Source organism: Streptomyces luteolus (assembly GCF_029968015.1).
GTDB lineage: Bacteria > Actinomycetota > Actinomycetes > Streptomycetales > Streptomycetaceae > Streptomyces > Streptomyces luteolus.
This window is the reverse complement of sequence record NZ_JASCIS010000050.1, coordinates 31,606-57,972: the sequence shown is the minus strand read 5'-3', so window position 1 is coordinate 57,972 and position 26,367 is coordinate 31,606. Positions and strand designations below refer to the sequence as shown.

20 protein-coding genes are annotated in these 26,367 nt (G+C 70.9%); 4 read left to right on the top strand and 16 right to left on the bottom strand.

Annotated elements, in window-relative coordinates; genetic code table 11:
• Window positions 1–619: 619 nt before the first annotated feature.
• Window positions 620–1,690, top strand: coding sequence for a S1 family peptidase (locus QIT00_RS32695; RefSeq protein WP_282539089.1), 1,071 nt, complete (start codon window positions 620–622; stop codon window positions 1,688–1,690).
• Window positions 1,691–1,794: 104 nt separating this feature from the next.
• Here the strand turns inward: QIT00_RS32695 and QIT00_RS32690 are convergent, their stop codons facing one another.
• From QIT00_RS32690 to ureA, 4 genes are all read right to left on the bottom strand, one after another.
• Window positions 1,795–2,403: a TetR/AcrR family transcriptional regulator gene (locus QIT00_RS32690; RefSeq protein WP_282539088.1), complete on the bottom strand. Its 609-nt coding sequence runs from the start codon at window positions 2,401–2,403 to the stop codon at window positions 1,795–1,797.
• Between the two features lie 16 nt (window positions 2,404–2,419).
• Entirely contained in the window at window positions 2,420–3,442 is a 1,023-nt protein-coding gene (locus QIT00_RS32685) for an agmatine deiminase family protein (protein ID WP_282539087.1), read from the bottom strand.
• Window positions 3,443–3,504: 62 nt separating this feature from the next.
• Complete coding sequence (locus QIT00_RS32680; protein ID WP_282539086.1) at window positions 3,505–5,238, bottom strand: urease subunit alpha; 1,734 nt, start codon at window positions 5,236–5,238, stop codon at window positions 3,505–3,507.
• Window positions 5,235–5,930, bottom strand: coding sequence for an urease subunit gamma (ureA, locus tag QIT00_RS32675; protein ID WP_282539085.1), 696 nt, complete (start codon window positions 5,928–5,930; stop codon window positions 5,235–5,237). Before ureA ends, QIT00_RS32680 begins: the two co-directional genes overlap by 4 nt.
• Window positions 5,931–6,079: 149 nt before the next feature.
• Between ureA and QIT00_RS32670 the strand changes: the two genes are divergently transcribed.
• Window positions 6,080–7,513 (top strand): cytosine permease, encoded by a 1,434-nt coding sequence (locus QIT00_RS32670; protein ID WP_282539084.1) that lies wholly within the window; start codon window positions 6,080–6,082, stop codon window positions 7,511–7,513.
• A 256-nt stretch (window positions 7,514–7,769) separates the two neighbouring features.
• Here QIT00_RS32670 and QIT00_RS32665 read toward each other — a convergent pair whose 3' ends face one another.
• The 4 genes from QIT00_RS32665 to QIT00_RS32650 form a co-directional block, all read right to left on the bottom strand.
• Window positions 7,770–8,858 (bottom strand): branched-chain amino acid aminotransferase, encoded by a 1,089-nt coding sequence (locus QIT00_RS32665; protein WP_282539083.1) that lies wholly within the window; start codon window positions 8,856–8,858, stop codon window positions 7,770–7,772.
• Between the two features lie 244 nt (window positions 8,859–9,102).
• Window positions 9,103–10,143 carry a 3-isopropylmalate dehydrogenase gene (locus tag QIT00_RS32660; protein WP_282539082.1) on the bottom strand — a complete coding sequence of 347 codons (1,041 nt, stop codon included), beginning with the start codon at window positions 10,141–10,143 and terminating at the stop codon, window positions 9,103–9,105.
• 289 nt (window positions 10,144–10,432) lie between these two features.
• Window positions 10,433–10,567 carry a hypothetical protein gene (locus tag QIT00_RS32655; protein ID WP_282539081.1) on the bottom strand — a complete coding sequence of 45 codons (135 nt, stop codon included), beginning with the start codon at window positions 10,565–10,567 and terminating at the stop codon, window positions 10,433–10,435.
• Between the two features lie 275 nt (window positions 10,568–10,842).
• Window positions 10,843–11,376: a GNAT family N-acetyltransferase gene (locus tag QIT00_RS32650; protein WP_282539080.1), complete on the bottom strand. Its 534-nt coding sequence runs from the start codon at window positions 11,374–11,376 to the stop codon at window positions 10,843–10,845.
• A 98-nt stretch (window positions 11,377–11,474) separates the two neighbouring features.
• Between QIT00_RS32650 and QIT00_RS32645 the strand changes: the two genes are divergently transcribed.
• Window positions 11,475–12,173, top strand: a complete 699-nt coding sequence (locus QIT00_RS32645) for a nitroreductase family protein (RefSeq protein WP_282539079.1) — start codon at window positions 11,475–11,477, stop codon at window positions 12,171–12,173.
• Between the two features lie 90 nt (window positions 12,174–12,263).
• On the opposite strand, the gene pruA is transcribed toward QIT00_RS32645, so the two are convergent.
• Together pruA and QIT00_RS32635 are read right to left on the bottom strand one after the other, a co-directional pair.
• Window positions 12,264–13,895: an L-glutamate gamma-semialdehyde dehydrogenase gene (gene pruA, locus QIT00_RS32640; RefSeq protein WP_282539078.1), complete on the bottom strand. Its 1,632-nt coding sequence runs from the start codon at window positions 13,893–13,895 to the stop codon at window positions 12,264–12,266.
• Window positions 13,896–13,971: 76 nt separating this feature from the next.
• Window positions 13,972–14,898 (bottom strand): proline dehydrogenase family protein, encoded by a 927-nt coding sequence (locus tag QIT00_RS32635; RefSeq protein ID WP_282539077.1) that lies wholly within the window; start codon window positions 14,896–14,898, stop codon window positions 13,972–13,974.
• A gap of 183 nt (window positions 14,899–15,081) precedes the next feature.
• On the opposite strand from QIT00_RS32635, the gene QIT00_RS32630 reads away from it, so the two are divergent.
• The gene (locus QIT00_RS32630) at window positions 15,082–16,263 is read left to right on the top strand and encodes a PucR family transcriptional regulator (protein WP_282539076.1); all 1,182 of its coding nucleotides are present in this window, start codon (window positions 15,082–15,084) and stop codon (window positions 16,261–16,263) included.
• Window positions 16,264–16,479: 216 nt separating this feature from the next.
• On the opposite strand, the gene serA is transcribed toward QIT00_RS32630, so the two are convergent.
• The 6 genes from serA to QIT00_RS32600 all read right to left on the bottom strand — a co-directional run bounded on the left by serA (window position 16,480) and on the right by QIT00_RS32600 (window position 26,304).
• Window positions 16,480–18,081 (bottom strand): phosphoglycerate dehydrogenase, encoded by a 1,602-nt coding sequence (gene serA, locus QIT00_RS32625; protein ID WP_282539075.1) that lies wholly within the window; start codon window positions 18,079–18,081, stop codon window positions 16,480–16,482.
• A gap of 229 nt (window positions 18,082–18,310) precedes the next feature.
• Window positions 18,311–19,309 carry a ketol-acid reductoisomerase gene (gene ilvC / locus QIT00_RS32620; protein WP_282539074.1) on the bottom strand — a complete coding sequence of 333 codons (999 nt, stop codon included), beginning with the start codon at window positions 19,307–19,309 and terminating at the stop codon, window positions 18,311–18,313.
• A gap of 111 nt (window positions 19,310–19,420) precedes the next feature.
• Window positions 19,421–19,945, bottom strand: coding sequence for an acetolactate synthase small subunit (ilvN, locus tag QIT00_RS32615; RefSeq protein WP_282539073.1), 525 nt, complete (start codon window positions 19,943–19,945; stop codon window positions 19,421–19,423).
• A gap of 33 nt (window positions 19,946–19,978) precedes the next feature.
• Window positions 19,979–21,871 (bottom strand): acetolactate synthase large subunit, encoded by a 1,893-nt coding sequence (locus QIT00_RS32610; protein WP_282539072.1) that lies wholly within the window; start codon window positions 21,869–21,871, stop codon window positions 19,979–19,981.
• Between the two features lie 223 nt (window positions 21,872–22,094).
• A complete protein-coding gene (locus QIT00_RS32605) occupies window positions 22,095–24,953 on the bottom strand; it encodes a putative bifunctional diguanylate cyclase/phosphodiesterase (RefSeq protein WP_408909898.1) in 2,859 nt (952 codons plus the stop codon).
• 409 nt (window positions 24,954–25,362) lie between these two features.
• Window positions 25,363–26,304 carry a 2-hydroxyacid dehydrogenase gene (locus QIT00_RS32600; RefSeq protein WP_282539071.1) on the bottom strand — a complete coding sequence of 314 codons (942 nt, stop codon included), beginning with the start codon at window positions 26,302–26,304 and terminating at the stop codon, window positions 25,363–25,365.
• Window positions 26,305–26,367 lie beyond the last annotated feature (63 nt).

The window sequence follows — 26,367 nt, the reverse complement described above, 5'->3', positions numbered from 1 at the left end:
CGGGATTTCCCGTGCTTGCCGTCATGCTGATCTGGCTCCTGTTTTCGGATCTCGGTCTACCGGAATGACCGGTTCCACCGTTCCCCTATGATCCCTCGCGCTCCGCTCCCGGTGTGAGGTGGGCCGGGAAAACAGAAAAACCTCTCGCGGGTGCGAGAGGTCTGCGCGCGGGTCTGGGACGACGGTGTCCGCCCGTACGGTCTTTTCGTACGTGACGGTCACTGCGGACCGGCGCGCTCGCTGCGAATAATCATCGCGTTGCGGGACACCCGGCGAGCTTTGCATAAGTTGCCCCTTTCTGGGGCGGGGGTCTCACTATGCGGGCGGCCCGGGGCGTGGTGTCCGTCACCCCGGGGCGCCCGCCTGAGCGTTGTCGCCATGGGCGCCCGGCACGTGGGGCTGTGCCCACCCGTTCCGCCCCAGCGGAACTGCTGCCCACAGCGGTACAGGGCGACGCACTCCGCATCGGGGGTAACGGCGCACAAAACCTCCACGCGTCGCTGCGGCCTCCCGGTGCTGGTCCGGACCTATGATGCACGCGCTTTCTGTTGTGAACACGACACTCTGTCGGAGCAACGCCCTGTCGCAACGACACCCCCACCCTGTCGGGAGGCAGCACGTGAAGCGCACTCTGGCCACCGCCGTGACCCTGGTGGCACTCCCCCTCACCCTCCTACTGCCCGGCTCCCCCGCGGCCGCCGCGCCCGGCGCCGAAGACCCCTCGCCCGGTGTCCGCGCGGGCGCCGACACGTACCAGCGCAGCGACGACCTCGCGCGCGAGCTGGGCGGGCGCAGCGCGGGCAGCTACCTCGACGCCCGCACGGGCGATCTGGTCACCACGGTCACGAAGGAGGCGGACGCCGAACTGGTCCGGTCCCGCGGCGGCACGCCGAAGCTGGTCGAGCGCAGCGGCACCCAGCTGAAAGAGGCGACGGCCGCCCTGGAGAAGGGCGCGAAGATCCCCGGCACCAGCTGGGGCGTGGACCCCAGACGCAACCAGGTCGTCGTCGAGGCCGACTCCACGGTCTCGGCGGCCGAGTACACCACCATCGAGCGGGTCGCGGGCACCCTGGACGGGGCGGTCCAAGTCACCCGCGTACCGGGCGAGTTCACCGAGGAGGTGGCGGGCGGGGACGCGATCTACGGCGGCGGCACCCGCTGCTCGGCCGCGTTCAACGTCTCCAGCGGCTCGACCCGGTACTTCCTCACGGCCGGGCACTGCACCGACTCGGTCGCGAACTGGAGCGCCTCCTCCGGCGGCCCGGTGATCGGCGAGCGCACCGGGTCGAGCTTCCCGACCAACGACTACGGCATCGTCAAGTACACCGACGGCTCGGCACCCGCGGGCCATGTGAACCTCTACAACGGCAGCTACCAGGACATCACTTCGGCCGCAGCGGCCGTGGTCGGCCAGGCGATCAAGAAGTCCGGCTCGACCACCAAGGTCACCTCGGGCTCCGTCACGCAGACCGACGTCACCGTGAACTACGGCAACGGCGACTACGTGTACGGCATGGTGAAGACCAACGCCTGCTCGGCCGGCGGCGACAGCGGCGGCGCGCACTTCGCGGGCAGCACGGCCCTCGGCATCCACTCCGGCTCCGGCGGCACCTGCGACAACGGCGTCGGTTCGGCGGTCTTCCAGCCGGTGCAGGAGGCGCTGACCGCGTACGGGGTCGACGTCTACTGAACCGAGCACTGAACCGCGTACTGAACCGACCACTGAACCGCGCACTGAACCGCGTACAGAACGGCAAGAGCGGCGCACCCCCCGTCCCGGGGTGCGCCGCTCGGTCATACGCCCAGGGCGCTGTCCACGAACTCCCGTACGTGCGCGATGACTTGGTCCCGTGCCGTGCCCGGCAGGCCGACCGCCACATGCAGCGAGAAGCCGTCGAGCAGGGCGCGAAGGCGGGCCGCGAAGCGCTCCGGGTCGACCGCGCGCAGCTCGCCGCGCGAGATGCCCTCGGCGAGCAGCGCCACCAGGTCGCGGTGCCAGGCCTTCTCGATGGCGGCCTGCCGGCCGCGCGACTCGGCCTCCGCGTCCGCGTACTGCGAGCGGTTCCAGACCTCCAGCCACAGCGTCCAGTGCGGGTCGCGGGGCGCGACCGGGACGTACAGCTCGACATACGCGTCCAGGCGGGCGCGCGCCGGCTGTGGGGAGTCGAGGAGTGTGCGGCGCTCCTCGCCGAGGCGGCCCTCGCTCCACTCCAGGGTCTGCAGGAGCAGCTCGTCCTTCGTCTTGAAGTAGTAGAGAAGGTGGCCGCTGCTCATGCCGACCTCACGGCCGAGCGCGGCCATGGTGAGCCGGTCCAGGCCGCCCTCGGCGATCATCGCCATGGCAGCGGACAGCACCTGGTCGCGCGGTGGGGCGTGCCTGCGCGCGCGGGCTCCCGGAGCCATGCGGTCTCTCCTCGAATCACACCTTGGGCTGCTGCTGGGTGATGCAGTGGATGCCACCGCCTCCCGCGAAGATCGTACGGGCATCGACGAGGGTGACGGTCCGGTCCGGGAAGAGCCGGCGGAACGTACCGGCCGCGAGCTCGTCGCGCGGGTCGTCGAAGGAGCAGAGCACGACGCCGCCGTTGCAGAGGTAGTGGTTGATGTACGAGTAGTCGGCCCAGCCGCCGTCCTCCTCGCGGATCCTGGTCGGCGCGGGCACCTCGACGACCGTCAGGCGGCGTCCCTTCGCGTCGGTCTGGGTGCGCAGGAACTCGACGTTCTCCTGGCAGGGCTCGTGGTCCGGGTGCTCCGGGTCGGGCTGGGTGTGCACGACGACGACTCCGGGCCCGGCGAAGGCGGCGACGATGTCGACGTGGCCGAGGGTGCCGTAGCCGTGCGGGGGATAGTCGGCGGCGAGGCCGCGCTTCAGCCAGATCGCCTTGGTGGTGCCGAGCTTGGCGTGGATCTCCGCCTCGACCATCTCCTTGGTCCAGCCGGGGTTGCGCTCCGGGCCGAGCTGCACGGTCTCGGTGAGGAGCACGGTGCCCTCGCCGTCGACGTGGATGCCGCCGCCCTCGTTGACGAGCGACGAGCTGTGCAGGGGGACTCCGGCCAGGTCGGCGACGTACGAGGCGATCTTCGAGTCGTGCTCCCAGGTGGCCCACTCCTGGGCGCCCCAGCCGTTGAACACCCAGTCCACGGCGGCCAGTCGGGTGCCGTCGGTGACGAAGGTCGGGCCGATGTCGCGCATCCACGCGTCGTCCAGCTCCCGCTCGACCAGCTCGATGTCGGGGCCGAGCAGGGCGCGCGCGGAGGCGGACTGGCCGGGGCCGTGGACGACGGTGACCGGCTCGAAGCGGCGTACGGCGCGGGCCACGGCGGCCCAGGCGGCGCGGGACTCGGCCAGTTCCTCGGAGGACGAGAACGTGGTGTTGGGGCCGGGCCAGGCCATCCAGGTGCGCTCGTGCGGGGCCCACTCGGGCGGCATGCGGAACGTCATGGGGATCCTTCTCGCAAGGGGGGTCGGTCAGGTCAGCGGGGGGTCGGTCAGAGGAGGGACGGTCAGAGGAAGTACAGGCGGTTGAGCGACATCGACTCGACGGGCTCGGAGCGCAGCGGGTCGCCGTCGAGCGTGACGAGGCCGCTGCGCGCGTCCACGTTCACGTCGCCGATACGGGAGTTGAGCAACAGGTCGGCCGGGCCGATGCCGCGGGTGCCGCGCACGGCGACGCGGCGGCGCCGGGTCGGCATCAGGTCGTGTCCGCGGTCGATGGCGGCCTGGGCGACGAAGGCCACGGAGATCTCCGCGGGCGTCGCCCCGTACGCCCCGAACTGCGGCCCGAGGACCAGGGGTTCGCAGGTGTCGGTGGCGGCGTTGGGGTCGCCGGTGACGCCGTACGCGGGGAAGCCGGACTTGAGGACGAGCTGCGGTTTGGCGCCGAAGTACTGCGGCTGCCAGAGCACGATGTCGGCCATCTTGCCGACCTCGATCGATCCGACCTCGTGCGAAAGGCCGTGCGCGATCGCCGGGTTGAGGGTCAGCTTGGCCAGGTAACGCAGCACGCGCGCGTTGTCGTCGTGCACGCCGTCGCCCTCCATCGGGCCCAGCTCGGCCTTCATCTTCCCGGCCATCGCGAACGTACGACGGACCGTCTCGCCCGCCCGGCCCATGCCCTGCGCGTCGGACGAGGTGATCCCGATCGCGCCCAGGTCGTGCAGGACGTCCTCGGCACCCATCGTCCCGGCCCGGATGCGGTCGCGGGCCATCGCGGCATCGCCGGGCAGATCCGTCTTCAGGTCGTGGACCGAGACGATCATCCCGTAGTGCTCGGCGACCGCGTCCCGCCCGAACGGCAACGTCGGGTTGGTGGACGAACCGATCACGTTCGGCACACCCGCCATCTTCAGCACGTTCGGCACATGACCGCCGCCGCAGCCCTCGATGTGGAAGGCGTGGATCGTACGCCCGTCAAGAACACTGAGCGTGTCCTCCACCGACAGGCACTCATTCAACCCGTCGCTGTGCAGGGCGACTTGGACGTCATGTTCCTCGGCCACCCGCAGCGCCGTGTCAAGCGCCCGCGTGTGCGCGCCCATGTCCTCGTGCACCTTGAAGCCGGAGGCCCCGCCCTCGGCGAGCGCCTCCACCAGCGGTGCACCGTCGGAGGACGAACCCCGCGCCAGGAAGCCGATGTTGACCGGCCAGGCGTCGAACGCGCCGAACGCGTTGCGCAGCGCCCAGGGCGAGTTGACACCGACACCCCACACCGGGCCGAACTCCTGCCCGATGATCGTGGTGACACCGGAAGCCAGCGAGGCCTCCATGACGCGCGGCGACAGCAGGTGGACGTGGGTGTCCACGGCACCGGCGGTGGCGATCATGCCTTCGCCGGAGACGATGGTGGTGCCGGTGCCCACGACGACGTCCACACCGTCGAGGGTGTCGGGGTTGCCGGCCCGCCCGATCGCCGTGATCCGCCCTTCCCTGATCCCGATCGACACCTTCCGGATCCCCTGCACCGCGTCGATCACCAGCACATTACTGATCACGACATCGCAGGTCTCACGTACGGCGGCGGCCTTGAGATGCAGCCCGTCACGGGCCGTCTTGCCGAAACCGGCCAGGAACTCGTCGCCGTGCCGCTGCGAGTCCGACTCCACACGGACGACGAGACCGGAATCACCGAGGACGACCCGGTCACCGGCGCGCGGACCGTGCACGGAGGCGTACTCGCGCGGGTCGATGTGCTCGGCGGCCGGCACGCCGTGGTCGGTGTGCCTGGTGGGCCTGCTCATGCTCGGTCTCCCTCCGTGGCCCCCAGGTATCCGCAGGCCGCGGCGCGGCGCAGAGCTTCGTGCTTCGCGCCGGGTGCGTCCAGCGCTCCGTCGACGAGACCGGCGAAGCCGATCGCGATCCGCGCGCCCCCGATCGGTACGAGACCGACCTCGGCCTCGCCTCCCGGGTCGAAGCGGAACGACGCCCCGGCGGGGATCGCGAGCCGCATCCCGTACGCCGCGGAGCGGTCGAAGTCGAGTCGCGGGTTGGCCTCGAAGAAGTGGAAGTGCGAGGTCACGCTGACCGGCACGGAAGCCGTGTTCCGCACGGCGAGCCGCACGTCCGGCTCGGGCTCCTCGTGCGCCGGTCCGGGCAGCACGGCGCCGGGGGCGGAGTCGCCGAGGGAGCCGCCCCGCAGCGGGTCGGCGACGACGGCGAGGCGGGAGCCGTCGTCGAAGACGGCCTCCACATGCACCTCGGTCACGACATCGGCGACGCCGGGCAGCACATCGTCCGGGCCGAGCACGGAGCGGGCGCGCTCCACGGCCTCGGCGAGGCGCAGTCCGTCACGGGCGGCCTCGCAGACGGTGTCGGCGATGAGGGCGGTCGACTCGGGGACGTTGAGTCGCAGCCCGCGGGCGCGGCGGGCACGGGCCAGCTCGGCCGCGTTGAACAGCAGCAGCCGGTCCCGCTCGGTGGGGGTGAGTCGCACGGCACTCCCTTGCTTCCAGTTAGTACGTCACTCTAAACCCGGATCCGAAATGAGCAAAGGATTGACGCGAAACCTTGACGTACTTCATGGTAGCCAGCCTAGATGAGTTAGAGCACCACTCAAACTGATGCCACGGACAGGGGACGCCGATGCCGATTGAACAGCGCGGAGTGGACACCATCCCGGAAGCGGAACGCACCAGCGGCCCGCGTGACCTCATCTCGATCCTGCTCGGCTCGAACCTCTGCCTGGGCGTGATCGTCTTCGGCTGGCTGCCGCCGTCGTTCGGGCTCGGCCTGTGGCCGTCGGTCACGGCGATCGTCGCGGGCACCGCCGTCGGCGTCCTCGTCACGGCCCCGCTCGCCCTGGTCTCGCTGCGCACCGCGACCAACCTCTCCACGTCCAGCGGCGCCGCCTTCGGCGTCCGCGGCCGCCTCATCGGCTCGGTCGTGGGCCTGCTGCTTTCCCTCGGCTACACCGCGCTGACGCTGTGGATCGGCGGCGACGTCATGATCGGCACGCTGGCCCGGCTGACCGGGATGCCGGACGGCGGCCTGGTGCACGCCCTGGTGTACGCGCTGCTCGCGGGCGCCACCGTGGTCGGCGCGGTCTTCGGCTACCAGCTGCTGCTCCGCCTGAGCAAGGCGCTCGCCGTCGGCATGACGGTGCTGCTCGCCCTCGGCGTTCTCGCGTACGCGGGCGACTTCACGACCGCCGCCCCGCCCGACACCCCGTACCTGCTCGGCTCGTTCTGGCCGACCTGGCTGTTCGCCGCGGTCGCCGCGGGGCTCAGCGGACCGGTCGCGTTCATCACCCTGCTCGGCGACTACTCCCGCTACATCTCCCCCACCCGGCACACACCCCGCACCGTCCTGCGCGCGACGGGTCTGGGCCTGACGGTGGGCCTCCTGCTGCCGCAGCTCTTCGGAACGTTCACCGCGCTCGCCGCCCGCGCCGGCCTGGACTACGCGGGCCCGCTGGTCGACGCGGCCCCCGGCTGGTACCTGCTCCCGCTCCTGCTCGCCGCCACCGCCGGCTCGGTCGGCAACGCGGGTCTGATGCTGTACTCGATGGGCCTCGACCTGGACGCGATCGTCCCGCGCGCCAGCCGTACGCAGGCCACGGTGATCGTCGCCGTCGTGGCCACCGCGTTCGTCTTCCTCGGCCACTTCGCGTGGGACGCCCAGTCGGCGATGACGTCCTTCGTCCTGCTGTTGACGGCGATCGGCACGCCCTGGGCGGTGATCACCCTCATCGGCCACCGGCGCCTGCGCGGCCGTTACGACCCGGAGGCCCTCCAGGTCTTCAACAACCGCTCCCGAGGCGGCATCTACTGGTACCGCGCCGGCTGGGAACCCCGCGCCACGACGGCCTGGACGGCGGGCGCGGTCATCGGCCTGGCCGCGGTCTCGACACCGCTGTACGAGGGCCCGCTGCTGCCGCTCACCGGAGGTGTGGACTGCAGCTTCGTGCTGTCGGGAGTGGTCGGGGGCGTGGTGTACGCGCTGCTCGCGCCGCGGGCCGCGAACGCGCCGGCGCCGGACGAGCTCGTCCTGGTGAGCTCGTCCGGCGATCGCACTTGAGCGTGCGGGCTTGAGGTCGCCGCTTGGGGCTCGGGCCGGCAACTCCAGCCCGTCCGGCGCTTGAGGACGAGGCCGAAGGCCGATGATCCAGCCCGTCCGGCGCTTGAGGACGAGGCCGAAGGCCGATGATCCAGCCCGTCCGGCGCTTGAGGACGAGGCCGAAGGCCGATGATCCAGCCCGTCCGGCGCTTGAGGACGAGCCGCAGGCGATCGACGATCAGCTGGTCGACGCCCACCGGCACGCCCCGGCAAGACCTCAGCCCAGCACGTGCATCCAGCCGTGCTTGTCCTCCGCCTTGCCCCGCTGGACGTCGAGCAGCGCCTCCCGCAGCCTCATCGTGGCGGGGCCCGGCTCGCCGTTGCCCTGGGTCCACTCGGTGCCGTCCGTCTTGACGGTGCCGACCGGGGTGATCACCGCGGCCGTACCGCAGGCGAAGACCTCGGTGAGCGTGCCGTTCGCGGTGTCCTCGCGCCACTGGTCGATGGAGACGCGCTCCTCCACGGACTCGTAGCCGAGGTCACGGGCGACCTCCAGGAGCGAGTCGCGCGTGATGCCCTCCAGGATCGAGCCGGTGAGGGTCGGCGTGACGATTTTGTCTCCGTACACGAAGTACAGGTTCATGCCGCCGAGTTCCTCGACCCACTTGTGCTCCACGGCGTCGAGGTAGCAGACCTGGTCGCAGCCCTGCTCCGCGGCCTCGGCCTGGGCGAGCAGCGAAGCGGCGTAGTTGCCACCGGTCTTGGCGTCGCCCATGCCGCCGGGCACGGCGCGCACGCGGTCCTGGGAGGCCCAGATGGAGACGGGCTTCACGCCGCCCGGGAAGTACGCGCCGGCCGGCGAGGCGATGACGACGAAAAGGTACTCACTGGCCGGCTTCACACCGAGCCCGACCTCCGTGGCGATCATGAACGGCCGCAGGTAGAGCGACTCCTCACCGCCGTGCGCCGGAACCCACGCCTTGTCGTGCTGGACGAGCACGTCGCAGGCCTCGACGAAGGTCTCGACCGGCAGCTCGGGCATGGCCAGGCGGCGGGCAGAGGCCTGGAAGCGGCGGGCGTTGGCGTCGGGCCGGAACGTGGCGACGGAGCTGTCGGGGCGGCGGTAGGCCTTGAGGCCCTCGAAGATCTCCTGGGCGTAGTGCAGGACGTTCGTCGCCGGGTCGAGCGACAGCGGGCCGTACGGCACCAGCTGACCGTCGTGCCAGCCACGCCCCTCCGTCCACTTGATGGTGACCATGTGGTCGGTGAAGTGGCGGCCGAACCCGGGGTTGGCCAGGATCGCGTCCCGCTCCGCGTCGGAGAGCGGCGTTGAGGAGGGCTTGAGCTCGATCGTGGGCGTCGTCATGAGTGCTTGTCCTTCACCGTTTCGTGTGTGTCGGACCGCGCTCACGCCGCGCTGAGGCGACTGTCTCGTACTCGCTTACCCGCATTTCGCGGCCCCACGTCCGATTATCGCTCGGGAGGGGCTGTGACTGAAACGGTGTGGCTGCGGTCCAGATGTCGATGGTGGCACCCGGCGGCGCATACGAGAAGCCGCCGGGTGCGTGTGCGACCCGGCGGCTTGGTAACCCTGAGGTGGAGCGGCCGGGTCAGCCGGCTACTCGCCCGGCGAGCGCGTCGCCGATCTCGTCCGTGGTACGGGAGTTCTCGCCGCGCTCGGCCAGGTCGGCGGAGACGGCGTCCTCGATGCGCGCGGCCTCGGCGTCGTACCCGAGGTGGCGCAGGAGGAGGGCGACGGAGAGGACCGTGGCCGTGGGGTCGGCCTTGGCCTGACCGGCGATGTCCGGGGCCGAGCCGTGCACGGGCTCGAACATGGACGGGAACTCGCGGCTCGGGTTGATGTTCCCGGAGGCCGCGACGCCGATGCCGCCGGAGACGGCCGCGGCGAGGTCGGTGATGATGTCGCCGAAGAGGTTGTCGGTGACGATCACGTCGAAGCGGGCCGGGTCGGTGACGAGGTAGATCGTCGCGGCGTCGACGTGGATGTAGTCGGTGGTGACCTCGGGGAACTCCTCGGCCACGCGGTTGAAGACGTCCGTCCACAGGTGTCCCGCGTACGCCAGGACGTTGTTCTTGTGGACCAGGGTCAGCTTCTTGCGCGGGCGGGCCTGCGCGCGGGCGAAGGCGTCCCGGACGACGCGCTCGACACCGAAGGCCGTGTTCACGGAGACCTCGGTGGCGACCTCGTGCGGGGTGCCCTTGCGGATGGTGCCGCCGTTGCCGGTGTACGGACCCTCGGTGCCTTCGCGTACGACGACGAAGTCGATCTCGGGCTGGCCCGCGAGCGGAGTCGGGACACCCGGGAGCAGGCGGCTCGGGCGCAGATTGACGTGGTGGTCGAAGAGGAAGCGGAGCTTCAGCAGGAAGCCGCGCTCCAGGACCCCGGACGGGACGCTCGGGTCGCCGATGGCGCCGAGCAGGATCGCGTCGTGCCGCTTGAGGGCGTCCGTGTCGGCGTCGGTGAGGGTCTCACCGGTGGCGTGGTACCGCTTCGCGCCGAAGTCGAACTCCTTCGTCTCCAGCTTCACATCCTGCGGGAGCACGGCACCGAGAACCTTGAGCCCCTGGGCCACGACCTCCGGGCCGATGCCGTCGCCGGGGATGACTGCGAGATTGATGCTGCGAGACATGGTTTTGAGGGTACGCGGTTGTCTTACCCGGTGACACTCGGTGTCCGTTATATGGACGGCCCCCAGGGGGCTCCGCCCCCGGCCCCCCGCTCCTCAAACGCCGGAGGGGCTGATTCCGCCGTCGCCCGACCGCTGCGCCGTCGCGGCTGGCCGCGCAGTTCCCCGCGCCCCTGTCGGGGCACGAATCCCCAGCGAGGCCGCGTATGACTGTCTCCGCACTCGCCGAGAACGGCGAGCGCGTCGACCACTTCGAGGTCGTACGAGGACGGGCCCAGAGGTCTCAGTGACCTCAGTGACCCGTCTCGCCGCCGTTGTCCCTCCGGTCGAGAGCGCGCTGGAGGGCGGCGGCGGCGTTCTTGCGCTCGGTCTCCCCGATGCGGGGGGCGCGGCGGACTCGGCGGGCGGCGACGGTCGTCTCGGTCATGAGGATTCGACTCCTTGAGGGGCACGACGGAGTGCGGAGAGGGGTTTCTACGAGACGCCGGAAGGCAGGCGGGGAGCCCGGGGCCCGCAGGGGTTGCCTGCGTGAGGGCCGGCTCACGACCGCCATTCGCTGGATCGAGCGAGACGTTCGGCTCCTACCAAGCTAAGCCAGCATCGAGCCGCTGTCTCTACAATTACTCGGACTTCCTACTATCTGAGACGGCGATCATGAAGCGGGCCCGCGGAGGCCCTTCCGCCGGTCCTCTCGCCGCCCGGTCACAGCACATCCCCGTCCCGCCAGTCGAAGACCAGCTCGTCGCCCGCGCTCGCGGCCAGGGGCGGCCAGACGTACGTCGAACCCTCCTCGTCGGGGAGGCGGAGCGGACCCATGGAGGGGTCGGCGGCCAGCACGAGTCCGGGCCACACCTGCCAGCCGCGCGAGGCGTACAGCAGTGCGCCCTCGTCGGAGGCCGACAGCGCCCCGAAGTCGTGACCACGCTCGACGATCTGCTCCAGAGCTCCCATGATCTGCCCGCCCAGCCCACGCCTGCGGACGTCCGCACGCACCGCGAGGGCCTCCACGTATCCGACGCGCCGCCAGCGGCCCGCGTGCCGCACCCGGCGCTGCACCACGGCGCCGTGGGCGAGCAGGCGGCCGCCGTCGAGGATGCGGGCGTGAAGGCCACCCAGGCAGTGGTCCCAGTCCTCCACGCCGAAGTCCCCGTCGAAGGCGGCGTCCAACAGGGCGCGTACGTCGGCGAGTTCGGGGGCGGTGAGGACGCTGGTGTGGGTGAGGAGGAGTTCGGTCACCGGGTCACCGTACGTACCGGCGATCGGTCGCCGCACTCCGAAATCCGGGCGGAATGCCCTCTGTCCAGGAGAGCGGGGCGCGCGGCAGACTTCGGCGTATGAGCGAGACTGCGCACTGGACCCCGGTCCACGGAGAGCCCTACCGGCCCGTCCCCTACCGTCCCGAGCGGATGCCGCACGACGAGTCGCTGGCCCGCGCCGCCGAGCTGCGGGAGCGGATGCAACGGCGGCGCACCGTACGGCAGTTCGCGCCCGACCCCGTACCCGAGCAGGCCGTACGGGACGCGATCGCGTGTGCGTCGACCGCGCCGTCCGGGGCGCATCAGCAGCCGTGGACGTTCGTGCTCGTACGCGACCCGGACGTGCGGCGGCGGATCCGCGCGGCGGCCGAGCACGAGGAGCAGGTCAGTTACGACGGGCGGCTCGGCGAGGAGTGGCTGGCGGCGCTGCGGCCGCTCGGCACGGACGAGGTGAAGCCCCATCTGACGGACGCCCCGGCCCTGATCGTCGTCTTCCAGCAGCGCTACTGGCTCGGCGCGGACGGCACCCGGCACAAGCACTACTACGTCGACGAGTCGGTGGGCATCGCCGTCGGCATGCTGCTCTCGGCCCTGCATCTGTCGGGGCTCGCGGCGCTGGTGCACACGCCGAGCCCGATGCGGTTCCTCGGCCAGGTCCTCGACCGGCCGGAGAACGAGAAGGCGTTCGCGGTGATCCCGGTCGGCTACCCGGCACCGGACTGCCACGTCCCGGACCTGGTGCGGAAGTCGCTCGACCAGGTGCTGGTGGAAGTCTGACCCGCACGTACACCGCCCCCCCCGTACGTACACCGCCCCCGTCCGGTGCGGTCACCGTACGGGGGCGGGTGTTCAAGCGGGCAGTGAACCTCAGCCCATGTGCGGGTAGGAGTAGTCGGTCGGCGAGACCAGCGACTCCTTGATGGCGCGGGTCAGCGTCCAGCGCATCAGGTTCTGCGGGGCGCCGGCCTTGTCGTTGGTGCCGGAGGCGCGGCCGCCGCCGAAGGGCTGCTGGCCGACGACGGCGCCGGTCGACTTGTCGTTGATGTAGAAGTTGCCCGCGGCGAAGCGGAGCTTCTCCATCGCGTCGGCCGCGGCCGCACGGTCACCGGCGATGATCGAGCCGGTCAGCGCGTACGCGGACACGGACTCCATCTGCGCCAGCATCTCCTCGTACTTGTCGTCCTCGTAGACGTGCACGGCGAGGATCGGGCCGAAGTACTCGGTCGTGAAGACCTCATTCTCGGGGTCGGTGCACTCGATGACGGTCGGGCGGACGAAGTAGCCCTCCGAGTCGTCGTACGTGCCGCCCGCGATGACCGTGCAGGACTCGTCCGCCTTGGCGCGGTCGATCGCGGCCTTGTTCTTCGCGAAGGAACGGTCGTCGATGACGGCGCCGATGAAGTTCGACAGGTCGGTGACGTCACCCATCTTGATGCCGTCGACCTCGGCCGCGAACTGCTCCTTGAAGCCGTTGTTCCAGATCGAGGCGGGGACGTACGCACGCGACGAGGCGGAGCACTTCTGGCCCTGGAACTCGAAGGAACCGCGGGTCAGCGCCGTCTTCAGGACCGCCGGGTCGGCCGACGGGTGGGCGACGACGAAGTCCTTGCCGCCGGTCTCACCGACGATGCGCGGGTACGAGCGGTACTTCTCGATGTTGTTGCCGACCGTCTTCCACAGGTGCTGGAAGGTCTTGGTCGAACCGGTGAAGTGGATGCCCGCGAGCTCCGGGTGCTCCAGGGCGACCTCCGAGACCGCCAGGCCGTCACCCGTGACCAGGTTGATGACGCCCTTCGGCAGCCCGGCCTCCTCAAGCAGCTGCATCAGCAGCACGGCGGCGTGGGTCTGCGTCGGGGACGGCTTCCACACGACCACGTTGCCCATGAGGGCGGGCGCGGTCGGCAGGTTGCCCGCGATGGCCGTGAAGTTGAACGGCGTGATCGCGTACACGAAGCCTTCGAGCGGGCGGTGGTCCAGACGGTTCCACACACCCGGCGCGTTGGCCGGGGGCTGCTCGGCGAGGATCTGGCGGGCGTACGAGACGTTGAAGCGCCAGAAGTCGACGAGCTCGCAGGGGGTGTCGATCTCCGCCTGCTGGGCGGTCTTCGACTGGCCGAGCATCGTCGAGGCGGCGAGCGTCTCGCGCCAGGGGCCGGAGAGCAGTTCGGCGGCGCGCAGGATGATCGCGGCACGGTCGTCGAAGGACAGCGCGCGCCAGGCCGGGGCGGCGGCGAGCGCGGCGTCGATCGCGTCCTGCGCGTCCTGCGTGGTGGCGTTGCGCGCGGTGCCGAGGACCTTCTGGTGGTTGTGCGGCTGTACGACCTGGAAAGTCTCGCCGCCACCGAGACGACGCTCGCCGCCGATGAAGCACGGCAGGTCGATCGGGTTCTCGGCCAGCTCCTTGAGCTTGGCCTCCAGGCGGACGCGCTCGGCGGAGCCGGGGGCGTAGCCGTGCACCGGCTCATTGACGGGGGTGGGGACCTGGGTCACGGCGTCCATGTATTCCGTCCTCCTTGGTGGGGTTCTGATGAGGGGTGTGGGGCTCGGCCCTGGGCCAAGTCTCGGTGCCCGGCGGTCAGTTCTTGGTGATCGTCGAGCGGGCGAAGAAGAGCAGGTTGGCCGGCTTCTCCGCGAGGCGCCGCATGAAGTAGCCGTACCAGTCGGTGCCGTACGCGGTGTAGACACGCATGCGGTGTCCCTCGGCGGCCAGCCGGACGTGCTCCTCGCTGCGGATGCCGTACAGCATCTGGAACTCGTACTCGTCCAGCTTGCGCCCGGCACGGCGGGCGAGCTCCTGGCTGATGGCGATGAGTCGCGGGTCGTGGGACCCGATCATCGGGTAACCCTCGCCGTGCATCAGGATCTTCAGGATGCGGACGTACGCCTTGTCGATCTCGCCCTTGTCCTGGTACGCGACCTCGGCGGGCTCCTTGTAGGCGCCCTTCACGATCCGGACCCGGCTGCCGTTCGCGGCGAGGCGGCGGGCGTCGTCCTCGGTGCGGAACAGGTACGCCTGGATGACGCAGCCGGTCTGCGGGAAGTCCTTCCGCAGCTCGTCGTGGATGGCGAACATCGAGTCGAGGGTCGTGTGGTCCTCCGCGTCAAGGGTCACCGTGGTGCCGATGGCGGCGGCGGCCTCGACGACGGGGCGCACATTGGCAAGCGCCAGCTCGTGGCCGCCCGCGAGCGCCTGGCCGAACATCGACAGCTTCACGGACATCTCGGCCTTGGTGCCGAGGCCGAGGCCCTTGAGGTGCGCGATCAGGTCCAGGTACGCGTCCCGGGCGGCGGCGGCCTGCTCGGGCGTCGTGATGTCCTCGCCGACGACGTCGAGGGTCACTTCGAGGCCCTTGGCGACGGCGTCCTCGACGACCGGCACGACCTGGTCGACGGTCTCGCCGGGGATGAACCGCTCGACGACCTGCTTGGTGCCCGGCGCGGCCGACACGAAGCGGCGCATCTTGTCGCTGCGCGACGCGGCGAGAATCACGGGAGCCAGCACGGGGCACCTCCAGAACGGATGTGAAGGGAGCGGCTCCCGGGCGGTCGGTGACCGAAAGGGAGCGGCAGGGGGAACCACCGTGAAACCTAAGGTTCGCTCCGATCCTGAACCATCGACAGGTGTCACGCATCCGTGCCCTGCATCTCAGACATCTGTATGGGACAGGCTTCCGGGTGCCGCACAATGGCCCTCGTGAAGGGCGACTACCAGGACCTGGTCGATGAGATCTCCGCGCTGCTCGGCGCGCCCGCGACCTTGGAGAACCGGGACTTCGAGCTGATCGCGTTCGGCGCGCAGGACAGCGACGGCATGGACGAGCTGGACCTCGATCCGGTGCGGACGCGCTCGATCCTGACCAGGAAGTCCACGGCCGCGGTGCGGTCCTGGTTCGAGGGCTTCGGCATCACCCGCGCGGACGGCCCGGTGCGCATCCCGGCGGCCCCGGACGCGGGCGTCCTCCGGGCCCGGATCTGTCTTCCGGTACGTCACCGGGGCGTGGTCCACGGGTACGTGTGGCTGCTCGACTCCGAGCCGGGCCCTTCTGCCGCCCAGCTGGACGCGGCCCTCCAGGTGACGGAGCGGATCGGGGTGCTGCTCGCGGCGGAGGAGTCGGCGGGCGACGACGTGGCCCGCGAGCTGCGCGCCCTGCTCACCGCGCCGTCCGCCGCGCAGCGCGAGGCGGCGACGACGGCCCTGCGGGACGCGCTCGGCGCGGCGGCCGACGAGCTGCACGCGCTGGTGTGCGTCACGCCGTGGCCGGCGTCGGCCTCTCCGGGTGCGGCGGGGCGGGCGCCGGGGACGGTGGCGGTGTGCACGGTCGCGGGGGCTTTCGGGGCGGCTCAGGTGCTGGCCGCGCTGGTGCGGCTGCGCTCGGCGGAGGTGCTGGGCCCGGCCCGTACGGCGGCCGCCCGGCTCCTCGACGCTGGCGACGGCGGTACGGGTACGGCGGGCATCGCGGTGCCGCGGCGCGGGCTCGCCGAACTGCCCGCCGCCTGGCAGGAGGCGGTCGCGTCGGCGCGGGCGGCGGGGGCGCGGCTCGGGGGGCCCGGTGGTACGGCGGTCGGGGCCGAACGGGTCGCGGAGTGGGCGGAGTTGGGCCCGTACCGCCTGCTCACGGCGCTGCCTGCGCGGGCGGCGCACGATCCGGTGGCGGACGCGCTCCTCGCCCGGCCCGAACTCGCCCGCACCGCCGAGGTGTTCCTCGACCAGGCGGGCCAGGCGGGGCGCGCGGCGACGGTACTCGGCGTGCACCGGCAGACGCTGTACTACCGCTTGTCGCGGGTGGAGCAGCTCACTGGGCTCGACCTGGACGCGGGTGAGGACCGGTTGCTGCTGCACATGGCGCTCAAGGCGGCCCGGCTTTAGTTCCTCCCCTCCCCGCCCCTTCCCGAAAGTCCTGCGGACAGCCACGGGGCTCCGCCCCGGACCCCGCTCCTCAAACGCCGGAGGGGCTGAATTTTCAGCCCCTCCGGCGTTTGAGGAGGCCCGTCCGGCGAGGACTTCGGGAAGGGGCGGGGTGGGGAAGAAGAAAGCGGGGCCCGAGGCGCGCAACCGCACCCCGAGCCCCGCCAACTCCCCCCACTACTCCGACAAGTTCACCGACCGAGCCGACGTCGCGCCGATCTCCGCCGCCAGCTCCGTCAGGACCTGCGCCGGCACCGTGTCGTCCACCGTGAGGACCGCCAGCGCCTCGCCCCCGGCCGCCGCACGCGACACCTGCATGCCCGCGATGTTCAGCCCACCCTCACCGAGCACCCGGCCGACCGTGCCGACGACACCGGGACGGTCCGCGTACCGCAGCACCACCATGTGGTCGGCGAGCGCCAGGTCGATGTCGTGCTCGCCGATCGCGACGATCTTCTGCAGGTGCTTCGGCCCGGCCAGCGTGCCGGAGACCGCGATCTCCTCACCGCCGGACAGCGTGCCGCGCACCGTGACGACGTTGCGGTGGTCGGGCGACTCGGACGTGGTGGTCAGCCGCACCTCGACGCCGCGCTCCTGCGCGAACAGCGGGGCGTTCACGTACGACACCGTCTCGTCCACGACGTCCTCGAACACGCCCTTGAGCGCGGAGAGTTCGAGCACCTTGACGTCGTGCTGGGTGATCTCGCCGCAGACCTCGACGTCCAGGCGGACGGCGACCTCACCGGCGAGCGAGGTGAAGATCCGGCCGAGCTTCTCGGCGAGCGGCAGACCCGGGCGCACGTCCTCGGCGATGACACCGCCCTGGACGTTCACCGCGTCCGGCACCAGCTCACCGGCGAGCGCGAGGCGCACCGACTTGGCGACGGCGATGCCCGCCTTCTCCTGCGCCTCGTCCGTGGAGGCGCCGAGGTGCGGGGTGCAGACGACCTGGTCGAACTCGAAGAGCGGCGAGTCCGTGCACGGCTCCTTGGCGTACACGTCCAGGCCGGCGCCGGCGACGCGGCCCTCCTTGAGCGCGGAGAACAGCGCCTCCTCGTCGACGATCCCGCCGCGCGCGGCGTTCACGATGCGGACGCTCGGCTTGACCTTGTGCAGCGCCTCGTCACCGATGAGACCGAGGGTCTCGGGCGTCTTCGGCAGGTGCACGGTGATGAAGTCGGAGACCTCGAGGAGCTCGTCGAGCGAGAGCAGCTTGACGCCCATCTGCGCGGCCCGCGCGGGCTGGACGTAGGGGTCGTACGCGACGACCTTCATGCCGAAGGCCGACATGCGCTGGGCGACCAGGACGCCGATGCGGCCGAGGCCGACGACGCCGAGGGTCTTCTCCGCCAGCTCGACACCCGTGTACTTGGAGCGCTTCCACTCGCGGTTCTTCAGCGCGGTGTTGGCCTGCGGGATGTTCCGCGCGGTGGCGACGAGAAGGCCGCAGGCCAGCTCGGCGGCGGTGACGATGTTGGACGTCGGGGCGTTGACGACCATCACGCCGGCCTTGGTGGCGGCGGAGACGTCGACGTTGTCCAGACCGACGCCGGCGCGCGCGACGACCTTGAGCTTGCCCGCGGCGGCGATGGCCTCGGCGTCCACCTTGGTGGCGGAGCGGACCAGGATCGCGTCGACGTCGGCGATCGCGGGGATCAGCTCGGCGCGGTCGGCGCCGTTGCACTGCCGGATCTCGAAGTCCGGACCCAGCGCGTCCACGGTCGCGGGCGACAGCTCTTCGGCGATGAGTACGACGGGTTTGGCAGGGTTCGAGCTCACGTGTGTCCTCACAAGTCCATTGCGGACGGCCGTCCCGACGGCCGCAGGCGGTGGAGGGGCAAGCCGCGTGGAAGACGCACGACGCTGTGGGCCTGACGCGTATGTAGTACGGCAGTCTAGTGCCGGTGCGGAGGTGGTCTTGCGCCTCTGCGGAAGGGATCACCCGTCCGTGTGCGACGGGTTGGACAACAGGGCCGGAGCAAGCTGCTCCGGCCCTGTCGCCTGAGGCTTACGCCTCCTCGTTCACCCAGCTCATGAGCTTGCGCAGCTCCTTGCCGGTGGTCTCCAGGAGGTGCTCGGAGTCCTGCTTCTTGTACTCGTTGTACTTCTTCAGACCGCCGTGGTACTCGTCCATCCAGTTCTTGGCGAACGTGCCGTCCTGGATCTCCGCGAGGACCTTCTTCATCTCGGCCTTGGTGGCGTCCGTGATGATGCGCGGGCCGGTGACGTAGTCGCCCCACTCGGCGGTCTCGGAGATGGACCAGCGCATCTTCTCCAGGCCGCCCTCGTACATGAGGTCCACGATGAGCTTCAGCTCGTGCAGGCACTCGAAGTACGCGATCTCCGGCTGGTAGCCGGCCTCGGTCAGGGTCTCGAAACCGGCCTTGACCAACGCGGCCGTACCACCGCAGAGAACGGCCTGCTCGCCGAACAGGTCGGTCTCGGTCTCCTCGGTGAAGGTCGTCTTGATGACGCCGGCGCGGGTGCCGCCGATGCCCTTCGCGTACGAGAGCGCCAGCGCGAAGCCGTTGCCGGTCGCGTCCTGCTCGACGGCGGCGATGCACGGAACGCCGCGGCCCTCCTCGTACTGGCGGCGGACCAGGTGGCCCGGGCCCTTGGGGGCGACCATGCAGACGTCGACGCCCGCCGGGGGCTTGATGAAGCCGTAGCGGATGTTGAGGCCGTGGCCGAAGAACAGGGCGTCGCCGTCCTTCAGGTTCGGGGCGATGGTCTCCTCGTAGACCTGGGCCTGGATCGGGTCCGGGACGAGGATCATGATGACGTCGGCCTCGGCGGCGGCCTCCGACGGGGTGACCACGCGCAGGCCCTGCTCCTCGGCCTTGGCCTTGGACTTGGAGCCCTCGTGCAGGCCGACGCGGACGTCGACGCCCGAGTCGCGCAGGGACAGCGCGTGGGCGTGGCCCTGGCTGCCGTAACCGATGACCGCGACCTTGCGGCCCTGGATGATGGACAGGTCGGCGTCGTCGTCGTAGAACAGCTCGGCCACTGGAGATCTCCTATGTGTGCTGGTGGTGCGTCCCACCGTACGGCGGGCTCAGGGTGAGAGGGTGTCGGGTCTCGGTATCCGAGAGGCGCGCCGCGGGGGCGCGTCGGCGCGTCAGGCCGAACGGTCGAGGGCGCGCAGCGAGCGGTCCGTGATGGAGCGCGAGCCGCGGCCGATGGCGATCGTGCCGGACTGGACGAGTTCCTTGATGCCGTAGGGCTCCAGCATCCTGAGCATCGCCTCCAGCTTGTCGCTGGATCCGGTGGCCTCGATGGTGACCGCCTCGGGCGAGACGTCCACGGTCTTGGCGCGGAACAGCTGGACGATCTCGACGATCTGCGAGCGGGTCTCGTTGTCGGCGCGGACCTTGGCGAGGACGAGTTCGCGCTGGACGGCCTGGCCGGGCTCGAGCTCCACGATCTTCAGGACGTTGACGAGCTTGTTCAGCTGCTTGGTGACCTGTTCGAGGGGGAGGTCCTCGACGTTGACCACGATGGTGATGCGGGAGATGTCGGGGTGCTCGGTGACGCCGACGGCGAGCGAGTCGATGTTGAAGCCGCGGCGCGAGAACAGGGCGGTGATCCGGGCCAGGACACCGGGCTTGTTCTCGACCAGGACGGAGAGCGTGTGCTTGGACATGTCTCGTGAGTCTCTCTTTCGCTCTCTTGGGCCTCAGTCGTCTGCCATGTCGCCGAAGTCGGGGCGGACGCCCCGGGCGGCCATGACCTCGTCGTTGGAGGTGCCGGCGGCGACCATCGGCCAGACCTGGGCGTCCTCGTGGACGATGAAGTCGACGACGACCGGGCGGTCGTTGATCTCGTTCGCCTTGGCGATGACCGCGTCGAGCTCGGCCGGGTCCTCGCAGCGCAGCGCGACACAGCCCATGGCCTCGGACAGCTTCACGAAGTCCGGGACGCGGGTGCCCTTGCGGGCGGCCTTGCTGGCGCCGAGCTGGGAGCCGGTGTTCTCGTGGCCGGTGTCGTCGGCGTGCAGGACGGTGTTGGAGTACCGGCCGTCGTAGAACAGGTTCTGCCACTGGCGGACCATGCCGAGGGCGCCGTTGTTGATGACGGCGACCTTGATCGGGATGTTGTTCAGGGCGCAGGTGGTCAGTTCCTGGTTGGTCATCTGGAAGCAGCCGTCGCCGTCGATCGCCCAGACCGGGGCATCGGGGCGGCCGGCCTTGGCGCCCATGGCGGCGGGGACCGCGTAGCCCATGGTTCCGGCGCCGCCGGAGTTGAGCCAGGTGGCGGGCTTCTCGTAGTCGATGAAGTGCGCGGCCCACATCTGGTGCTGGCCGACGCCGGCCGCGAACACCGTGCCCTCCGGGGCGAGTTGGCCGATCCGCTGGATGACCTGCTGCGGGGCGAGGCTGCCGTCCTCGGGCAGGTCGAAGCTGAGCGGGTAGGTCTCGCGCCAGCGGTCGAGCAGCTCCCACCAGGCGGCGTACCCGTCCTGGGCGGCCTCGCCGACGTGACCCTCGCCGTGCTCGGTCTGCAGGGCCAGGACCAGGTCGGCGATGACCTCGCGGGCGTCACCGACGATCGGGACGTCGGCGGCGCGGTTCTTGCCGATCTCCGCGGGGTCGATGTCGGCGTGCACGATCTTCGCGTACGGGGCGAAGGAGTCGAGCTTGCCGGTGACGCGGTCGTCGAAGCGGGCTCCGAGGGCGACGATCAGGTCGGCCTTCTGCAGCGCGGTGACGGCGGTGACCGCACCGTGCATGCCCGGCATTCCCACGTGCAGCTCGTGACTGTCGGGGAACGCGCCGAGCGCCATCAGGGTGGTGGTGACGGGCGCCCGGGTGAGTTCTGCGAGGACCTTCAGCTCGGCGGTGGCGTGCGCCTTGAGCACACCGCCGCCGACGTACAGGACGGGCCGCTTGGCCTGGGCGATCAGCTTGGCAGCCTCGCGGATCTGCTTGGCGTGCGGCTTGGTCACCGGCCGGTAGCCCGGCAGGTCGGCCTGCGGCGGCCAGCTGAACGTGGTCCGCGCCTGCAGCGCGTCCTTGGCGATGTCCACCAGGACCGGGCCCGGACGGCCGGTGGAGGCGATGTGGAAGGCCTCCGCGATCGTCTTCGGGATGTCCTCGGCCTTGGTGACCAGGAAGTTGTGCTTGGTGATCGGCATGGTGATGCCGACGATGTCCGCCTCCTGGAAGGCGTCCGTGCCGATGGCCTTCGAGGCGACCTGGCCGGTGATCGCGACCAGCGGCACCGAGTCCATGTGCGCGTCGGCGATCGGGGTGACCAGGTTGGTGGCGCCGGGGCCCGAGGTGGCCATGCAGACGCCGACCTTGCCGGTGGCCTGCGCGTAACCGGTGGCCGCGTGGCCCGCGCCCTGCTCGTGGCGGACCAGGATGTGGCGGACCTTGGCGGAGTCCATGAGCGGGTCGTAGGCCGGCATGATCGCGCCGCCCGGGATGCCGAATACCGTCTCGGCCCCGACTTCCTCGAGAGAACGAATGAGGGACTGCGCACCCGTCAGCTGCTGGGCGGGGGCGGTCTGCTGTCCAGAGGGTCGGGGCCGCGGCTGCGGATGGGCCCCGGTGGCCTGCTCGGTCATCGGCGTCTCTTCTCGAAGCTAAGAGGGTGTTTTGCGAGGATATGTGAGGTGCCAGTGCAACAAAAAACCCCTCGTGCCCGGAGGCAAGCGAGGGGAGCGCGTCGGTGCCAGTAGCGCTGAGATCTCTGCGGTGTCCGCAGTCCCAGCCTTAGCCGACGCGCTTTCCAAGTACGAGAATTCGGGTGCGCATGGCATTGACCCTCTCCCCACCCCCCAGGATGTGTCAAGTGGGTGGGACGGCCGTCTCATTATGTGAGCGCAAGCGGGTGTCTCTGGTAGAGCCGATCACCCCGCCGCCCACGAAGACCGGCTCGGCCGGCCCCTGCGGCAGCGCGTAGTCGCCCGCGACGAGGGCACTGCGCAGGCGGAGCTCGTCGAGGGGCCCGGAGAAGGCCATGCCCTGGCCGTGCGTGCAGCCCATCTCGCGCAGGGCGACGACCTGCTCCGGAAGGTCCACGCCGTCGGCCACCGACTGCAGGCCGAGGTCGCCCGCGATGCGCAGGAGACCGCTGGTGATCTTGTGCAGCCTGGCCGATTCGACGACACCCTCGACCAGGGAGCGGTCCAGCTTCAGTACGTCCACGGGGAGCCGGCGCAGCGCGTTGATCGCGGCGTGGCCGGTGCCCAGGCCGTCCAGGGCGATCCGGACGCCGAGCCTGCGCAGTGCGGCCAGGCGCCGCTCCAGGTCGTCCAGGGGCGTGCGCGGGTCGCTGTCGGCCAGCTCGATGACGAGGGCGCCGGAGGGCAGTCCGTACCGCGTCAGGAGCGCCTCGACGGAGCCGAGGGGCATGGAGCGGTCGAGGAGGCGCTGCGCGCTCATCCGGACGGTCACGGGGACGGCGTGCCCGGCGCGACCGCGCTCGGCGGCCTGCTCGACGGCCTCCTCCAGGAGCCAGCGGCCCAGCTCGGCGGCGCGGTCGTGGTCGTCGGCCACGCGCAGGAACTCGGCGGGCGTGAACAGGATGCCCTGGGCCGAGCGCCATCTGGCCTGCGCGGCGACGGCGGTGACGTCCCCGGAGTCGAGCGAGACCACCGGCTGGTGCAGCAGCGCGAACTCGCCCTCGTGCAGCGCGCTGCGCAGCCGCGTGGCGAGCTCGGCCTTGCGGACCACCTCGGCCTGCATCTGGGGCGCGTAGAGCACGACGCGGCCCTTGCCCGCGGCCTTGGCGCGGTACATCGCGAGGTCGGCGTTGCGCAGCAACTCCCCCGCCGTGACGCCGGGTTCGGCGAAGGAGACGCCGATGGAGGCGGCCACGCGCACCTCCTGGCCGTCGATGGTGTACGGCTCGGAGAGTCTGAGCCGGAGCCGGTCCGCGAGCTCGTAGATGTGCCGTTCACGCGCCGCGCGGTCGCGGGTGCCGTCGCCGACGATGAGCGCCGCGAACTCGTCACCGCCGAGGCGGGCGGCGGTGTCCCCGGAGCGCACCGATTCGGCCAGTCGGCGGGCTGCCTGGACGAGGAGTTCGTCGCCCGCCTGGTGGCCGATGGTGTCGTTGACGCCCTTGAAGCCGTCGAGGTCGATGAAGAGCACGGCGGTGCCGCGGTCCCCGATGCGCCTGCCGCCGAGGGCGCCCGCGACGCGCTTGGTGAACAGGGCGCGGTTGGGCAGGTCGGTGAGCGGGTCGTGCTCGGCGTTGTGCTGCAACTGGGCCTGCAGGCGCACCCGTTCGGTCACGTCACGGCTGTTGAAGATGAGGCCGCCGTGGTGTCTGTTGACGGTCGACTCCACGTTCAGCCAGCTGCCGCTGCCGGAGCGGAAGCGGCACTCGATGCGCGTGGTCGGCTCGTCCTGCGGTCGTACGGCGAGGAAGCGGCGGATCTCGTGGACGACGCGGCCGAGGTCGGCGGGGTGGATCAGCGTGGCCAGCTCGGAGCCGACCAGCTCGTCCGCGTCCCGGCCCCAGACTCCGGCGGCGGCCGGGCTGACGTACCGCAGGATGCCGTTCGGGGCGGCGATCATGATGACGTCGCTGGAGCCCTGCACCAGGGAGCGGAAGTGGTTCTCCTTCTGGGCGAGTTCCTGGGTGAGCGTGATGTTGTCGAGCAGCATGATCGCCTGCCGCACGACCAGGGCGAGCACGACCGTACAGGCGGTGAAGAGCACGACGCGGTCGACGCTGCGGCCGTCCAGGGTGTTGTAGAGAATCCCCAGCGTGCAGACGGCGGCGGCCAGATACGGGGTGAGTGCGGCCAGCGAGCCCGCGATCGGCCGCGGTCCGCGCCCGGCGCCGCGCCGCGGTCCGGTCGCGTCCGCCGCGCGTCGCGCCTCGGGCCCCGGCTCGCTCCCGACCGGCTCGCGGGGGGTGGTCCACGGGGCGTACGCGAGGAGCAGGGAGCCGGCGAACCAGCCGGCGTCGAGGATCTGGCCCGAGCGGTACGCCTCCCGCAGCAGCGGGGAGGTGAACAGGGCGTCGCACATCACCGTCAGGGCTATCGCGGCGATCGCCGTGTTCACCGCGGAGCGGTTGGTCGCGGAGCGCCGGAAGTGCAGGGCGAGGACCATGCTGACGAGCGCGATGTCGAGCAGTGGGTACGCGAGCGACAGCGCGGCGTGCGAGACACTCAGGTCGCCGAACTCGGCCGTGTGCGCGAGGGCCAGGCTCCAGGCGAGCGTCAGGAGCGAGCCGCCGATCAGCCAGGAGTCGAGGCCGAGGCAGACCCAGCCGGCGCGCGTGACGGGCCGCTTGGCGAGCACGAGCAGCCCGACGATGGCGGGCGGCGCGAAGCACAGGAAGAACAGGTCGGCGAGGCACGGGCTCGGCACGGGGCGCTGGAGCACCACTTCGTACCAGCCCCAGACGGCGTTGCCGAGCGCCGCCATCGCGGAGGAGATGCCGAACAGCAGCCAGGCGGGCCGGAAGCGGCTGTGCTTGCTGCGGGCGTAGAGGAAGCACGACACGGCGGCCACGGCGGCGGCGGCGCTGAGGCCGAAGTCGCCCATGATGTACGAGAGTTCGGCCGAGCCCCAGCCGACGGCGGAGCCCGCCGCGTACGCCGCGCAGACGCCCGCGAGCAGCAGCTGGTTCAGCTGGCTGCGGCGCGGGTCGAGGAGGCGGACCTGCCACGCTCCCGGCGCGTTCACCGGGCCACCCACCTCGGGCGGGGCCACCGGGCCTTCGCGTCCCCGGCGGGCGCGGTCCTGCCGCGCAGCGCTCGCGCGTAGGGAGCCCTCGTGCGTGGCGGTGCCCCGCGGAGCGCTCTGCGGTCGCTCGCGGGCAGTGGAACGCGCGGTGGTCGCCGCCGGCGGCCGTGCCGCTTCGGAGTGTTCGCCCATCGGCCGTACATCGCCCGTCGCCCCCTCGTCCTCTGCTGTCTCCCCGGCGCCGAACTCCGCCTGGCGCAGCCCCTGTCGGGACGATACACCAGTCTCGTCACTCAGGGACATAGTCTCTCTACGCTCCGTGACGACCAGCGGCGATGCAAGCACGGGGCGCACGCGGGCGATGGCGGAGCGTGCGCAACGGCCTTGAGAAATGGCCCAGTTGAGGCGTTTATTTAGTGATGTGTACGACGTTGTCCACGGGATCACCGTCGGCGAACCGGTTCAACTGCCTTACGAGCAGCCTCTTGGCGCGCGGCAGGAAGGCGGAGCTGCTGCCGCCGACATGCGGGCTCACCAGAAGGTTCGGAGCATGCCACAGGGGGTGTCCGGCGGGCAGCGGTTCCGGGTCGGTGACGTCGAGCGCCGCGCTGATCCGGCCGCTCTCCAGTTCGGCCAGGAGCGCCTGGGTGTCGACCACCGGTCCGCGCGCGACGTTCACCAGGAGCGCGCCGTCCCGCATCCCGGCCAGGAACTTCGCGTCCACGAGGCCCTTCGTCCGCTCGGTGAGGGGCGTGCAGAGGATCACCACGTCGGCTTCGGGGAGCAGGGCGGTCAGCTCGGCGAACGGGTGCACGGGGCCGCGCTCCGTGGTGCGGGCGGAGCGCGCGACGCGCACGACCCGCGCGCACTCGAAGGGGGCGAGCCGGTCCTCGACGGCGGAGCCGATGGACCCGTAGCCCACGATGAGCACCGACTTGTCGGCCAGGGCCGGGTAGAAGCCGGAGCGCCACTCCTCCTTGCGCCGGCCCTCGACGAATCCGGGGATGCCGCGCAGCGACGCCAGGACGAGCGCGAGCGTCAGCTCCGCGGTGGACGCCTCGTGCACACCGCGCGCGTTGCACAGCCGTACGCCGGGACGCAGGTCGGCGGCGCCGGGCAGCATGTGGTCCATGCCCGCGGTGAGGGTCTGCACGACCTGCACGGACGTCATCTCGGACAGCGGCCGGACGCAGACCTCGGCGGGCTTCATGTACGGCACGACGTAGAACGCGCAGTCGGCGGGGTCGGCCGGGAAGGCGTCCTCGCCGTCCCAGATCCGGTAGTCGAACCCGTCCGGAAGTCCGGGGACGGTGTCGGGCGCGAAGGGGATCCATACGTCTCGTGCGGTCATGCCGAGGAGGCTAACCGCCGGTCCCGTACGGGCGGACACGGTGTTCGGCATGCGGTACGGGCG